10 protein-coding genes are annotated in these 12,918 nt (G+C 58.2%); 2 read left to right on the forward strand and 8 right to left on the reverse strand.

The features are described 5' to 3' along the window. Positions 1–106: 106 nt before the first annotated feature. The 3 genes from G536_RS0119455 to G536_RS0119465 form a co-directional block, all read right to left on the reverse strand. Positions 107–1,612 carry a calcineurin-like phosphoesterase C-terminal domain-containing protein gene (locus G536_RS0119455; protein ID WP_022825277.1) on the reverse strand — a complete coding sequence of 502 codons (1,506 nt, stop codon included), beginning with the start codon at positions 1,610–1,612 and terminating at the stop codon, positions 107–109. 87 nt (positions 1,613–1,699) lie between these two features. After that, positions 1,700–3,145 (reverse strand): SusD/RagB family nutrient-binding outer membrane lipoprotein, encoded by a 1,446-nt coding sequence (locus tag G536_RS0119460; protein ID WP_022825278.1) that lies wholly within the window; start codon positions 3,143–3,145, stop codon positions 1,700–1,702. A 151-nt stretch (positions 3,146–3,296) separates the two neighbouring features. Next, positions 3,297–6,485, reverse strand: coding sequence for a SusC/RagA family TonB-linked outer membrane protein (locus G536_RS0119465; RefSeq protein ID WP_051167047.1), 3,189 nt, complete (start codon positions 6,483–6,485; stop codon positions 3,297–3,299). Between the two features lie 180 nt (positions 6,486–6,665). Here G536_RS0119465 and G536_RS0119470 point away from each other — a divergent pair, with 180 nt between their 5' ends. After that, the gene (locus G536_RS0119470; RefSeq protein WP_084708715.1) at positions 6,666–7,274 is read left to right on the forward strand and encodes a 3'-5' exonuclease; all 609 of its coding nucleotides are present in this window, start codon (positions 6,666–6,668) and stop codon (positions 7,272–7,274) included. A gap of 75 nt (positions 7,275–7,349) precedes the next feature. Here G536_RS0119470 and G536_RS0119475 read toward each other — a convergent pair whose 3' ends face one another. The 3 genes from G536_RS0119475 to G536_RS0119485 form a co-directional block, all read right to left on the reverse strand. Further along, on the reverse strand, positions 7,350–8,171 hold the full coding sequence (locus tag G536_RS0119475; protein ID WP_022825281.1) for a TPM domain-containing protein: 822 nt from the start codon (positions 8,169–8,171) through the stop codon (positions 7,350–7,352). Continuing rightward, positions 8,168–8,629 carry a TPM domain-containing protein gene (locus tag G536_RS0119480; RefSeq protein WP_022825282.1) on the reverse strand — a complete coding sequence of 154 codons (462 nt, stop codon included), beginning with the start codon at positions 8,627–8,629 and terminating at the stop codon, positions 8,168–8,170. The genes G536_RS0119475 and G536_RS0119480 overlap by 4 nt, the downstream gene beginning before the upstream one ends. A 112-nt stretch (positions 8,630–8,741) precedes the next feature. After that, positions 8,742–9,320 carry a LemA family protein gene (locus G536_RS0119485; RefSeq protein ID WP_022825283.1) on the reverse strand — a complete coding sequence of 193 codons (579 nt, stop codon included), beginning with the start codon at positions 9,318–9,320 and terminating at the stop codon, positions 8,742–8,744. A 294-nt stretch (positions 9,321–9,614) separates the two neighbouring features. Between G536_RS0119485 and G536_RS0119490 the strand changes: the two genes are divergently transcribed. Next, positions 9,615–10,616 carry a sugar phosphate nucleotidyltransferase gene (locus tag G536_RS0119490; RefSeq protein WP_022825284.1) on the forward strand — a complete coding sequence of 334 codons (1,002 nt, stop codon included), beginning with the start codon at positions 9,615–9,617 and terminating at the stop codon, positions 10,614–10,616. Between the two features lie 104 nt (positions 10,617–10,720). Here G536_RS0119490 and G536_RS0119495 read toward each other — a convergent pair whose 3' ends face one another. Then, entirely contained in the window at positions 10,721–11,392 is a 672-nt protein-coding gene (locus tag G536_RS0119495; RefSeq protein ID WP_022825285.1) for a hypothetical protein, read from the reverse strand. 12 nt (positions 11,393–11,404) lie between these two features. Further along, on the reverse strand, positions 11,405–12,916 hold the full coding sequence (locus G536_RS0119500) for a hypothetical protein (RefSeq protein ID WP_022825286.1): 1,512 nt from the start codon (positions 12,914–12,916) through the stop codon (positions 11,405–11,407). Between the last annotated feature and the right edge of the window lie 2 nt (positions 12,917–12,918).

Genomic DNA, 12,918 nt, shown 5'->3' on the forward strand with positions numbered 1-12,918 from the left:
AAGAAAAAACAAACGGATTGAAAAACTCCGCAGCCCAAGGTAGCAACCCTGAACTGCGGAGTGAAACCAAATAAGTCAGCAGCGAGGCTGTCTGACAACCAATAAGCTAGGCCGTCAGCGTGTCGGTGTACACCTGCCCGAAACGGTCGGTGACTTCCACCCGGATTTCCTTGGCCTGCCCCGATACGCTGGCTACGAACAGGTGCTCGGTGAGGGTAGGGTCCACCCATTTGTGCTTGGCGGGGAGGGCCGGCCCCGCGTGCAGCCGCACCGACAGCGGGTCGAGGCCAGTGTGCTGGGTCATGTTGCCCTTGCGGACGCCATCCTCAAACCAAGCCACTTTCCAGGTTGGGTCCCAGTTCCAGACGTTCACCACCAAGTCGTTGGGGCGCTCGGGCAGGCTGCCTTTCGGGTAGATGCGGAACTGGTGGCTGCGCTCCTGCCCAATGGCTTTGTAGTACCATTTCAGCTCACTGCCGCGCACCTCGTACACGCCGTAGCCGCCGGGCGTGCCGTCGGTGCAGATGGGGCCGGTCCACCAGGCGCCGCACACGGTGCCGTGTACGTGTTCGGTCACGTTGTCAGCGGTTTGCAGCACCTCGTTGAAGTGCGTGTGCCCCGACATGATGTGCGCTTTGTAGGGTTTCAGCAGCCGGTACAGCTCTTGGCGGTTGGCCACCACGCCGCCCATCGGCTCTTCTTTGTCTTTATTGCGCAGGTGCTGCCGGGTGTAGGGCGGAATGTGCAAGCTCACTACTACCGTGGTGCCGGCCTTTACGTGAGCTAAATCCTGCTCCAGCCACGCCAATTGCCGCTCGGTCAGGTAGCCAATGTACTTCTTGGCGGCCCCGATGAAAAACACGTCATCGAGCACCACATAATGGATTTCGCCGCGGTTGAAGGAGTAATAAGTGGGGCCGAACAACTTTTTGAACGTGTCCGCCGAGCCTTCGTCGGCGCGGGCCGTCAGGTCCATGTCGTGGTTGCCGATTACCTGAAAGAACGGGATGCCAGTGCTGGCTACGCCCTCCTTGTAGTCCTCGAATATTTCGAAATGGTCCCACACCAAGTCCCCACAGCCAATGCCGTGAAACAGCGTGTTGGCGCCGTAGCTGGCAATCAGCTTTTGGGTGTCGGGTACGGCAGTGGCTTTAAACTCGGCGGCATCGGCCTTGGATATCATCTGCGGGTCGGCCCACACAATAAAGTTGTGCTGGCTGTCATCCTGCGCGAGCTTATGCAACTCGAAATCCGCTTTGAAGCGGCCCTTCACTGGCTCTTTTTTGCGGTAGAAACGCGCCACGCCCTGCTCGTGCGGAAACTCGTAGCCGCGCGGCACCGAGATGTACACAAACTCGGTGGCACCGTTGCTTTCCAGCGTATACTGGCCTTTGGCATCGGTCAGCACTACGCTGAGGCCGTCGGTAACGGCCACGCCCGCCACGCCTTGGCCACCCGCATGCACTTTGCCGCTGAGCGCGGCTACGGCCGTTTCGGGGCTGGCCGCGGCGGCGGTTGTTTTGGGTTGGGCCAAGCCCAGGTTCACATCCAGGGTTACGCCCAGGCCCGCCAGGCCAATCGATTTAAGGAAGGTTCTTCTTTGCTGCGACATTCGTACAGGTTAAATCAAGCGCAAGTAAAGAGCTGCGTCATGCTGCGCGGGGCGTAGCATGACCAGCCAATCAATCAATACCGAGGGTTACTTTTCCCACCACACTTTGGTGTTCACATCGTCGGCGCCCATGGCTTGCACGGCGGCGCGGTAGTTGGTGCCGTTGTTGGTTTGCACAATCAGCGGGTACTTGAAGCGCGTTGGCATCACACCATTGTTCTGCAAATCCTGGCCGCGCGGCAACACCGGCAGGCCGGTGCGGCGGTACTCAAACCATTGCTGGTAGTCGTTGAAAAACAGCGCGTAATACTTTTGCAGCATGATGCGTGCTAGGGTGCCGTTGTAGGCTACGGCGGGGTTTTGGAAGTACGTGGTAGGCACCGTCAGGCCCCATTGCTCAATGGCGGCCTTCACGCCCCGCTCGTAGTGCGTGCGGGCGTCGGCGGTGGTGTAGCCCCGTTGCGCGGCCTCGGCCTTGATGAGTTCCACTTCCGCGTAGCTCATCAGCACGGAAGGTACCGGTGCCGCTACCGTGGCCGTTACCAGCGCAATATTGAAGTTGGATGGCTGGTACTGGAACTGCGCATCGCTGCCGCCGTAGGCACTCGGAATGCCTTTATAGCCGATGGTGCTGCGGCCATCTTTGGTGCGGGCCTGAGTGTTGAACTTGGTTAAGCGCGGGTCGGTCCAGGTGTTCAGGTTGTCAATGAAAAACTCGGCGGCGGCCCGGCTGGTCGTGAAGTCGATGGCGCGGCCCCAGGGAGAAATATTAGGCGTAACGCCCGTAATCTTCAGGATGGCCGACTCGCTGTTCTGGGTGAATACCGGGTACTTGGCTGGGTCATTAATCATGGCCGACAGGCGGGTGGCGGTGTTCATTTCGGGGCGCTTGGACACGCGCAGCAACAGCCGCATACGCAGCGAGTTACAGAAGCGCCGCCAGCTGGCCACATTGTTGTCGAACAAGATATCCGTGCCGTAGTTCATCGGCCGGGTGGTATCAAACAAGGTGTTGGCCGCTTCCAGGTCGTTGAGAAGCTGCGTGTACACCTGTTGCTGCGAGTCGAACACCGGGTATAGCAGTCCTTCCTCGGCGCGGCTGGCCTCGGCCATGGGCACGTCGCCAAAGCAGTCGGTGAGGTTGGCATATACCCAAGCGTTGAGGGTGAGGGCCACGGCTTCGTAGTTAGGATCTTGGGCGGCCACAGCGGCGGCGCGCATCTCCCGAATGTTGGCCAGCCAACGGTAGTAGGTGTTCCAAGTGGAGTTGCCGGCACTTTCGCTCACTACGTAGCGGTGCACCCCGCCCGATACGCTCGGAAACGGCAGCGCCACCTGCATAATATCAAAAGTGAAGGCGTCGGCGCGGGCCGTGTTGAAGGCGGCCACTTCGTATACAATCGGGTTGAGCAGCGTACCAGGGCTGATTCGCTCGATGCGGGTCGGGTCGGTGTTCAGCTCCTCGAACCCATCGGTGCAGCCGGCTAAGCTACCGCTCAGGGCCAGCAAAATGAGGGATAAGTATTTTTTCATCGGAAACGGTAAGGCGAAAATTGAAAACTCTCAGAACGTCATGCAGAGGCGGCGCTGAAGCATCTCGCCTGCTGATGGTTGGTTACTAGCTCCTCAGAACGAGATGCAGAGGCGCCGCCGAAGCATCTCGTTCTGAGGAGCGAAGTCCTAGCTAGAACCGCAGCGTCAGGTTCACGCCCATGGTGCGGGTGGAGGGGAGCTGCCCGATTTCCACGCCGGGCAGAATAGTGCCGCCATTCAGAGCTGCCGTTTCCGGGTCGAACATGGGGAACTTGGTCCACATGGCTAGGTCGCGGCCGTAGAGGCCGATGGTGGCGCCGGTTAGGGCCTTAGTGCGGGCCAGTAGGGCGGCCGGCAAGTTGAACTCGATGCGGGCCTCGCGCAGCTTCAGGTAGGAGGCGTCGAACGAGTTGCTCTCGATGTTGGCACGGCGGTAATACTCGGCGTAGAAAGCCGCCGGAATAACCTTGGTGGTGTTGGGTGAGTAGGTGCCATCGGCATTGGCCACCACTCCGTCGCCGATGATGAAACCTTCCTCACGGCCCGGCAACGTTGATTTCAGCTTGCCCTGCTCGCTCATCTTGTGGTGAGTTTGGGAGTAGATGATGCCTCCATATTGCCCGTCGAAGAGCACACTCACCCGGAAGTTCTTGTAAGAAAACTCGTTCAGGAATCCGCCTTTCCAGTCGGCGTAGGCCCGCCCGATGTGCTTGATGTTGGCGGGCTGCACCGGCAAGCCGTCTTTGTTGTAGATAATCTGGCCGTCGGGCGAGTAGTCGAAGCCGTAGCCCCAGATGTCGCCGGTAGTACCGCCCACGGTGGCCAGAATGGTAGCCGTACCGCCGGAGCCAATTACCTGCTGATCAGTGAGTCCTTCGGCCAGACTCAGCACCTGATTGCGGTTGCGGGCCCAGGTGATAGTGTTTTTCCACTTGAAGGCGTTGTTGTCAACGGGCCGGGTATTCAGCACCACTTCCACGCCCCGGTTGCGTACTTCGCCCGCGTTCAGCAGGGCGCGGGTATAGCCGGTAGTGGGGTCGATGGGAACTTCCAGAATCTGGTTTTTTGTGGTGTTCTGGTACACGGTCAGGTCGGCACCAATTCGGCCCTGGAACATCAAGTACTCCACCCCAGCCTCGTAACTGACGGTTTGCTCGGGAGTTAAGTTTTTGTTGTAGAGCGTGGTAGCTACGGAGCCTGCGCCCGGAAAGTCACTCCGGCCGTAGTACTTGCTGGTGCCGTACGGGTCGGTGTCATTGCCCACCTTGGCCGCTGACAGCCGTAGCTTGGCCAGTGAAATGGAGTTGGGCATCGGGAACAGCTCATTAAGAATGAAGCTGGTGCTGACGGACGGGTAGAAGAACGAGTTGTTGCGGGCCGGTAAAGAACTCGACCAGTCATTGCGCCCAGTCACGTCGATAAAGATTTTATCGTCGTAGGAAGCCGTGAGCAGGCCGTAGGTGCTGTTGATGTCTTTCTCGTACACCGACGAGCCAAATAGCGTGCTGTTAACGCCGTTGGCGAGCTTGTACACACCCGGAACCACTAAGTCGCGCACCGAAGCATCGGTGCTGCGGTTGCGGCGGCGCATGGCGTTGCCGCCCACCGAGGCGCGCAGGTCGAAGTGGTCCTGGAACTGCTGGTGGTAGGTGAGCAGGAAGTCGGTGTTGACTTCGTAGTTGTTGATATCCTGCTGTTTGAAGTAGCCTTTCTGGAAGTTGGCCGTGCTGTAGGGCCGGCGCATTTCGCGCTGCTCTTGGGTCATGGCAACTCCTGAGCGTACCAGCAAGCTCAGGTTCTTGGTGAAATCGTAGGTGCCCGAAATGTTGCCGACCGTGGTGCGCGTAATGGCCGAGTTGGTCATTTCGTGGGCAATCAGGTAGGGGTTGTCAATAAACGAGCTGAACGGATGCACTTGGTCAATCTGGTCGAAGCCGTTTTTCCAGATGGTGCGATACGCGTCGAGCGGCACGTTGGGGTTCTGGAAAATCATGAAGTACGACAACGACTGGTTGTTGTAACCGGTGGCGGGCAGGTTGTCGCTGGTGCGGTTGGTGAAGTTGGCTTTGCCAGCCAGTTTCAGCTTGGGCGTGATGCTGTGGTTGACGCTCAGGGCCGCAGTGAGGCGCTCATAGCCCGTGTTGGGCATAATCCACTCGTTTTTGGTATGGGTGATGGAGGCCCGTGCCGAGCTGGTTTCATTGCCGCCTTCCAGCGCCACGCTATTGGTGAGCGTCGAGCCGGTCCGGAAAAAGCCCTTCACGTTGTCTTCGTACGGCACCCACGGCAGTCGCTCCGCCGACTGTGCCTGCGTTACAGGGTCGTACTGGTAGTACTGCTGCCCATTGAACTTCGGCCCGAAGGCGCTGCTGGTGCCACCCGTGCTGGCTCCGTCGGCAGAGGCGCCATAGGAGTAGTACATTTCACCGGCCGCATTGAAAGACCGGCCGGTGCCTTGGCCGTATTCGTACTGGTAATCGGGCCATTTCAGCACCGTATTCACGCTGTAGTTGCTGTTCACCGTTACACCCAGCCCCTTCTTTTTGCGCGAGCCGCTTTTGGTGGTGATGATGAGGGCGCCGTTGGCGGCTCGGCTGCCGTACAAAGCAGCGGCGCTGGCGCCTTTCAGCACCGTAATGCTGGCAATATCATCGGGGTTGATGTCGGCAATGCCGTTGCCAAAATCCACGGGTACGTCGTTGCCGGCCCCTGCGCCGTAGGCACTGCCTACGCCGGAGCTCGTGAGGCCGCTGTTCATGGGCACACCGTCTAGCACAATCAGCGCGTTATTGCCGTTAGGGTTCAGGGAGTTGTCGCCGCGCAACGAAATGCGGGTGGAATTCACCGGCCCCGAACCTGGCGAAATAAAATTCAATCCGGCCACCTTGCCCGACAACGCCTGCGAGAAGTTGTTGGGCCGGGCTTCCAGCAGTGCTTCGCCGCCAATGGTTTGGGTAGCGTAGCCCAACGCCTTCTGTTCGCGCTTGATGCCTAAGGCAGTTACTACCACCTCATTAAGCTGCTTGGTGTCGGGCGTGAGGCGGAGGTTGAGCTGGGTTTTGCCTTCTACCGGCACCTCGCGGGTCAGAAAGCCGATGTACGTAACCAGCAGCGTGGCGTCGGGGGCGGCATTTATAGTATAGGCACCCGTTACGTCGGTGGAAGCACCGTTGGTGGTGCCTTTCACTACCACGGTGGCGCCCGGCAGCGCGTTGCCTTGGTCGTCGGTTACGGTGCCCGAAACGGATTGAGATTGTGCAAAGGCAGTGCCGCTCAGAAAAAGCACGGGGATGCCCGTCGCACAGAGCCGGCTGGCTCGGGCTAAGTAACTGTGAAGCATGATTTTGTGGAGTTATTTCAACCGCAAAAGTATCTGCGCCACGTTACCGGGGTGTTACCTCAAGACTAAGTTATTGTATACTTCATAGAATAAACATACCATTTTTAGTATACAGCCGTAACAGGATGTTAGCTAAGCAGCAGCCCAACGCCGGGCGTCCCACTGCGTACAGCTTAGCCTATGCGCTATATCTCTCTTGATCTTGAAATGACAGGTGGTAATCCCCAGCGCCATCAAATTCTGGAGCTAGCCGCTGTGGTAGAAGACACCAAGCACGTGTTGCCGCTCACTGAGTTACCCGCTTTTCGTCGCGTGGTGCGCCACCCCGAATACGTAGGCACAGCCGGGGCCTTAGCGCTCAACGCCCGCCTGCTGAAAGAGCTGGCCGGTAAAGAGCCCAACCCCGAACTGTGCACCCCCGAGGAGTTACTACCCCAGCTGCGCGAGTTTCTGTTGCTTCACGGCTTCAAGCCCGACAAAAAAGACTGCGTAGCCGTAACTATGGCCGGCAAAAACATTGCCTCCTTCGACCTGGGCTTTCTGCGCGAATTACCCGGCTATGGTACGCTAGTCCGGGCCGAGCCCGCCATGCTGGACCCCGCCGCTTTCTACCTGAACTGGCGCAAAGATTCGCGCCTGCCTACCATGCAAATCTGCAAGGCCCGCGCCGCTTTCGAAGATGATACCGTGGCCCACGAAGCCTTGGCCGATGCCTTGGATGTGGTGCAACTCCTTCGCCCGTTTTACGAGACGCCCATGTATAAAGTGACTGAGCGAATGAGTGACTGAGTGAAGTAGCCTATACAGATGGGTACAGCCTACTTCACTTAGTCACTCATTCGCTCACTCAATCACTTATCGTAGTTACCAGTCGCCGCTGGCGCCGCCACCGCCGGAACTGCCGCCACCAAAACCGCCAAAGCCGCCGCCTCCACCGCCACCGAAGCCCCCTCCGCCGCCGCCAAATACGCCGCGTCCGCCAGAGAAGTCACCGAAGATGATGGGCGGAATCATGCCACCGCCCATGCCGCGGTTGTTGCGGCCGCCACCACCTTTTGAACGGAAAATCATGAACAGCACCAGTGCCGCAATAATCACCCAAAAGGTCCAACCGGAGCCGCTGTCGTCGTTGCTGCGGCGCTGCCGGGGCGCGGTGGTTTGGTCTGCTTTGTATTCACCTTTGGCCAGCGCAATCAGCTGGTCCGTCGCTCTGTCCAGGCCCTGGTAGTACTGCTGCTCCCGGAAGGCCGGCACAATGGTATTGGTGATGATACGCTTCGCCAGCGCATCCGGAATAGCACCTTCCAGGCCGTAGCCGGTCTGAATGCGGGCTTTCTGCTGCTGTTTAGCTACCAGCAGCAGCACGCCATTGTTGTTGCCTTTCTGCCCGATGCCCCAACTTTCGTAGAGCTTCTGAGCGTAATCGGCAATTTCGTAGTCGCCGAGCGTGGGTACGGTTACCACGGCAATCTGCGAGGAAGTGGAATCGTTGTAGGCTACTAGCTTACGTTCCAGCGCGTCCACTTCGCTGGCGCTCAGCATGCCCGCTAGGTCATTTACGAGGCGCGGCGGTGAGGGACGTGGCGGCGTGTCTTGGGCCCAGGCGCTGAACTGGCTGCATAGCAGCAGCACCAGCAGTAGCTGCCGAAGCCACGCCCGATAAAGTACAGGAAAAGAATGCATCATGCGCGGGGGGGCTTCGGCGTGCCACTGCCAAATGAAATGGCGTCGTCGAGTTCGTTTGTGTCAGTCACCGCGTTGTAAGGGAAATACCGTTTCAGTTGCTCCCCCACCATCCGGATGCCTTGTTCCAGTCCCACTACGTATTTGCCGCTCCGAAACTGGCTGAGCACGGTCTCTTTGGTGGTTTCCCAAAACTCATCGGGCACAGCGGAATTGATACCGGCGTCGCCGATAACGGCAAACTGCCGGCTTTGCCAGGCTAGATAGAACAGTACCCCGTTGCGTTGCGCTGTGCGGTGCATGTTCAGCTCGGCAAATACCTGGGCCGCTCGGTCGAGAGGCTCGGGGGTGGGGCAGTTGTCTTCCAAATGCACTCTTATTTCGCCGGATGTGGTGATTTCAGCCTGCCGGATAGCAGCCACTAAGGCAGCTTCCTGCTCGGAGGTGAGGGGGTTAGTCATAGGGTGGGGGCTTGGGGGCTTGCGGACTTAGGAGCTTGGCTGATATTCTGCCCTCAAGGTAGAAATAGAACACCAACCAAGCCCCCAAGACCTCAAGCCCCCAACAACCAAATTAAAACTGCACAGTAGGAGCCTTCTGCGAAGCCGCGTCGGCTTCGAAATAAGGCTTCTCTTTAAAGCCGAACATACCCGCAAACAGGTTATTCGGGAACGACTTCACAAAGCCGTTGTAGTCGTTGGTAACCGTGTTGAACTTGTTGCGCTCCACATTGATGCGGTTTTCGGTGCCTTCAATCTGGGCTTGTAGCTCTTGGAAATTGGCGTTGGCTTTCAGCTCAGGATAATTTTCCGATACCGCCAGCAACCGGCCCAAGCCGCTGCTCAGCTGGCTTTGGGCTTCCTGGAACTGCTTCAGGTTTTCGGGTGTCAGGTTATCGGCGTTGAGCTGCACGCTGGTCGCCTTGGCACGGGCATTGACCACATCGGTCAGGGTGCTTTTTTCGAAGTTGGCGGCACCTTTCACGGTGTTCACCAGGTTCGGAATAAGGTCGGCACGGCGCTGATAGGCGCTCTGCACGTTGGCCCATTGGGCTTTCACGGTCTGATCTTTTGACACCATGCCGTTGTAGCCGCACGATGATTGTGACAGCAGAAGCACCAGACCAGCGAAGTAAAGAAGGAAACGTTTCATAAAAAGTAAGGAGGGAGAGAGTTGGTAAATGGAAAGTCGGTGAACAGATGAGAAGTCGGCCCGTTCCGGCCGCTTGCCGCAGCCTCATACGGTGCTTTTGCAATAGTAAATAATATTACCGTTGCATAATATTTTAGGAGGTGCAGAACAGAGCGGCTGGCTTGCGGGTTACGTGCTCTTACAATTCCACTATTTCATCGTGCCAAAGTACGAATTCACGCCCCGACGGTTGTCTATGCGGCCGCTCCCGCCGCGATTCACTATTTTGCGGACTTACGCCACGCTCTGTTGCTCATGAAAGCTATTATTCCTGTTGCAGGTATTGGGTCGCGTTTGCGCCCGCACACGCACACGCAGCCCAAGTCTCTCGTGCCCGTGGCCGGCAACACCATCTTGGGCCACATCATCGACCGCCTAAGCGTAGCCGGCGTGCAGGAATTCGTGTTTATCATCGGCTATCTGGGCGAAAAGATTGAGAACTACGTGCGCCGCGCGTACCCCCAGATAAAGAGCACGTTTGTGGTGCAGGAGCCGCGCGAAGGCATCGGCCACGCCCTATGGCTGGCCCGCGACACGTTCCGCCACGAAGCCGACGGCATCCTGATTCTGCTCGGCGACACCATCGTGGACGTGGACCTGCCCGCCATGATGGCCACGCCCGGCAATGTGCTGGCCGTGAAGGAAGTGAAGACGCCGTCTATGTTTGGGCTGGTGGAAACCGCCCTCAACGGCCGCGTAACCAAAGTGGTGGAGAAGCCGCGCATCCCGAAGTCCAACTACGCGCTGGTGGGTCTCTACAAGATTGCCAACGCCGAGTGGCTTGCTGCCGCCTTAGAGCGCCTCATCAGCCAGGAATTGCGCACGCACGGCGAGTTTCAGCTGACCGACGCCCTGATGATGATGATTCAAGAGGGCGCCGAAATGACCACCGCCGCCGTGGACAACTGGTTTGACTGTGGCCGCAAAGATTCGTTGCTGGAAGCCAACGCCCGCCTACTCAACCGCCCCGAGTTCCTGGACCGTCGCGACTATTCCGAGTTTCCCGACACCATCATCATCCCACCGGTCAGCATCGGCAAGGACTGCGAAATCAGCAACTCCATCATCGGCCCCAACGTGGCCATCGGCGACCGGACCATCGTCAAGAACACCATCCTGAGCGAGTCCATCATCGGGTCGTACAGTGAGTTGCGCTCCGCCGTCATGCACGACTGCATCGTCGGCTCCGACGCCCTGTTCAAAGGCACCCGCCACAGCCTCAACATCGGCGATAACACCGAAATCGACTACAGCTAAGTGGTGATTTGGTGAGATAGTGAAATAGTGAGTTTGATGTTCTGCTGGCGCTACTTGCGCGGTTCGAACATCAAACTCACCATTTCACTATCTCACCAAATCACTTATTTCACCGCGTCAAGCGAGCCTATTTTGGGCTGGATTTGGATGATGAAACGCTTGTTGCGCTGTTCACGCTGAAAGCCGGTGTAGCGGCCGGCGCCGCGGTAGCCGCTGCCGCCCGGCACCAACTCCACGTTGCGCGGAAACCGGATACCCGCTTCGCGCCAGAGGTAGATAACGGCTAGCGCCCGGTTGTAGCTAAGCTGCCGTACGGCCTGTAAGTCGGCATTGATGGGGTGGTCGGCGGGGAAGCGCGGGTCCATGGCGGCGCGGCCCTCAATGAGCACGAGGTACTGGATACCGGCTTCTTGCTTGAGGCTTTGCATCTGGCGCAGCAGAAACCGGCCGGCTTCAATCAAGGGTTGGCGAGATGCAGCGGGTAGCTCGTAGCGGCCGGGCCGGAATTCCACCTCGAAGTTCAACTCGTAGCGCTTAAAGTCCTTGTTGTACACGAAGTAGCGCGGGTCTTCCAGCCGCTTCAGGGCCTCTTTTATCTCATCTATTTTCCGCTTCTCTTTGAGCTGTACTTTCAGCTGCGCATTGGCTGATATGAGGCCTGCTTGCTTGTCCTGAAATAGCTTGTAGCTCAGCACGAACAGCACCAGCATGGTCAGGAACAGGGCCGTCATCAGGTCCACGTAGCTGGGCCAGAAAAAATCTTTGCTTTGTTTCACCGGCGGCGGAGGTTAGCGGGGAGAGGAACCGTCGGACCGCCGGGGCGGAGTTTTCTTGCCGAGAATGGTGCGCTGGAACCAGTTCGGCTCCAGAATACGATCCAGCAAATCCTGCGTGCGGTCGGTTTGTTGCAGCAGCCGGGCCTGGATTTGCTGGTTTTGTTCGAGCTGGCGCTGCATGGCTTGCAGGGCCTCGGTGTTGCGCCGGGCCTGGTCTTCCTGCAAGCGGTTGAGCTGCATCTGTTGCGTGGGGAGCTGCTGAAACGGGCTCATGTACTCCACAATCTTCTCGTAGATATTGTCTTTGTTGAGCTGGCGGAAGTGGGCGCTCCACTGGGCGTGCGCCGCCTGGGCCTGCTTCTCGAACTCCTCGCGCCGCTGGTCCAGCGCCGCCCGCATCAGGGTAGCGTCCTCGTTTAGCGCCTGGTTCACGCCCTGGCTGATGTTGCGCAATAGTGCGTGATGCTCGCCAAAGAACCGCGCCTGCTCCCGAATGCGGTTGTCGTGCTCCTGCAAGTAGCCCGGCACCTGGTTCAACGACTGTTCCAAAGCGGTAAGCCGGTTCAGCAGCGCGGTAATAGTCGTCACGGTTTCGGCGCCCTTCTCCACCGACACATTCAGGGCCTCCTGGTACCCCAGAAACTTCTCGAACGAACCCGCACTCTTATCCACTCTATCGAATACCTTGATGGTGGCGTTGGCCAGTTCGGTGTAGCCGATTTGCTGGAGCTTTTCCAGGAAGTCTTTCTGGATGCTAATGTTCTCGGTTACGCGGGGCAGAAAGTCGGCAATGCGGGTCATGAAGTCGTCCTGCACCTTGGAGAAGAACTTCTCGTTGAAGGCGTCCAGCACGTTCTGCAAGCTGTTCATACTCCGCTGCATATCGGAGTTGAGCTTGGGCAGCAGCGCCTTTTGCAGGAAGTTGTAGTAGCCGTTCTTGAGCCGGTCACGGGTAGCCCTTGCCGATTTTAGCAGTTGGTTGCCCCACAGCGTAAAGCCCAGCCCGAACAAGCTGCCGCACATGGCAATCAGAACGCCGCCCAAAAAGTGCGTTACGTCGTCGTTATTAAACGACGAGGCCGCTGCGTCAGCGGCGTCCCTAGCGCCAAACGGATTCACCAGCGCCAGCAAGCCTAAGATAGCGCCAGCAAACGTTCCCAACAGCCCTAGGTACAGCGGGGTAGAAATCTGAGCCTCAATTTCGGCGTCCAGCAACGCCGCTTCCCGCTCGGAGATGTCGCGTAGGGTGTTGAAATCGGCGGCGGCCCCGATGTTGGCCCGCAGGTAGTCGTTGGTGTCCGTGACGATGCGGCCGAACTCCGGGCTGGTGCTGGCGGCCGTCACGGCGTCGTATTCCAGCGTGTTATTGAAATCGGAAATAGTGGTCTGCTCCACGCCCATCTGGTTGGTAGGCGGGTACATGGTTTGCACCCGCTCGATGAGGCGCCGATTGCCAATAAAAATATACACCTGCCAGGCAATGAGCCCGAGAATCAGGATGATTTCAATAATCTGTAAAACCATGA

Source organism: Hymenobacter norwichensis DSM 15439 (assembly GCF_000420705.1).
Classification (GTDB): domain Bacteria; phylum Bacteroidota; class Bacteroidia; order Cytophagales; family Hymenobacteraceae; genus Hymenobacter; species Hymenobacter norwichensis.

Excerpts from the sequence above, each read along its gene's own strand:
- G536_RS0119500 (WP_022825286.1), bottom strand. The coding sequence starts at position 12,916 with ATGGTTTTACAGATTATTGAAATCATCCTGATTCTCGGGCTCATTGCC.
- G536_RS0119480 (WP_022825282.1), bottom strand. The coding sequence starts at position 8,629 with ATGACTAACCCCCTCACCTCCGAGCAGGAAGCTGCCTTAGTGGCTGCT.
- G536_RS0119465 (WP_051167047.1), bottom strand. The coding sequence starts at position 6,485 with ATGCTTCACAGTTACTTAGCCCGAGCCAGCCGGCTCTGTGCGACGGGC.
- G536_RS0119470 (WP_084708715.1), top strand. The coding sequence starts at position 6,666 with ATGCGCTATATCTCTCTTGATCTTGAAATGACAGGTGGTAATCCCCAG.
- G536_RS0119460 (WP_022825278.1), bottom strand. The coding sequence starts at position 3,145 with ATGAAAAAATACTTATCCCTCATTTTGCTGGCCCTGAGCGGTAGCTTA.
- G536_RS0119455 (WP_022825277.1), bottom strand. The coding sequence starts at position 1,612 with ATGTCGCAGCAAAGAAGAACCTTCCTTAAATCGATTGGCCTGGCGGGC.
- G536_RS0119485 (WP_022825283.1), bottom strand. The coding sequence starts at position 9,320 with ATGAAACGTTTCCTTCTTTACTTCGCTGGTCTGGTGCTTCTGCTGTCA.
- G536_RS0119475 (WP_022825281.1), bottom strand. The coding sequence starts at position 8,171 with ATGATGCATTCTTTTCCTGTACTTTATCGGGCGTGGCTTCGGCAGCTA.
- G536_RS0119490 (WP_022825284.1), top strand. The coding sequence starts at position 9,615 with ATGAAAGCTATTATTCCTGTTGCAGGTATTGGGTCGCGTTTGCGCCCG.